Raw genomic sequence first — 259 nt, 5'->3', positions numbered from 1 at the left:
CGCCTGAAAAGCGCCGCGCGAAGCCTCGGCACCGCCGATCCCTTCGCGCCGTCGCGCGACCTGTTCCTGCGTACGTTCGGTGACGGCGCCGACGATCTGCGGTTCCGCGACAACGCGCTGATGCCGATGGCGGTACCGTTCGAACCCAGCTTCTCGGAAAGCCAGCCGGGCAAGCTGCGCTTCACGATCGAGCCGTTGCCGCCGGAGGCGTCCGCGATCGACCGGCGCGACGAGTCGACGCGCGAAATGCGCAAGCTGA

The 259-nt window shown here is 68.7% G+C and carries 1 pseudogene; it reads left to right on the top strand.

The features are described 5' to 3' along the window. Positions 1-259, top strand: a pseudogene (locus SB772_RS42705) (hypothetical protein); the annotation flags it as partial.

The sequence above is a fragment of the Paraburkholderia sp. SIMBA_030 genome (genome assembly GCF_046535245.1).
In the GTDB taxonomy this organism is placed as follows: domain Bacteria; phylum Pseudomonadota; class Gammaproteobacteria; order Burkholderiales; family Burkholderiaceae; genus Paraburkholderia.
The sequence above is the reverse complement of the archived record's forward strand: the minus strand, read 5'-3'. Positions and strand labels throughout refer to the sequence as shown.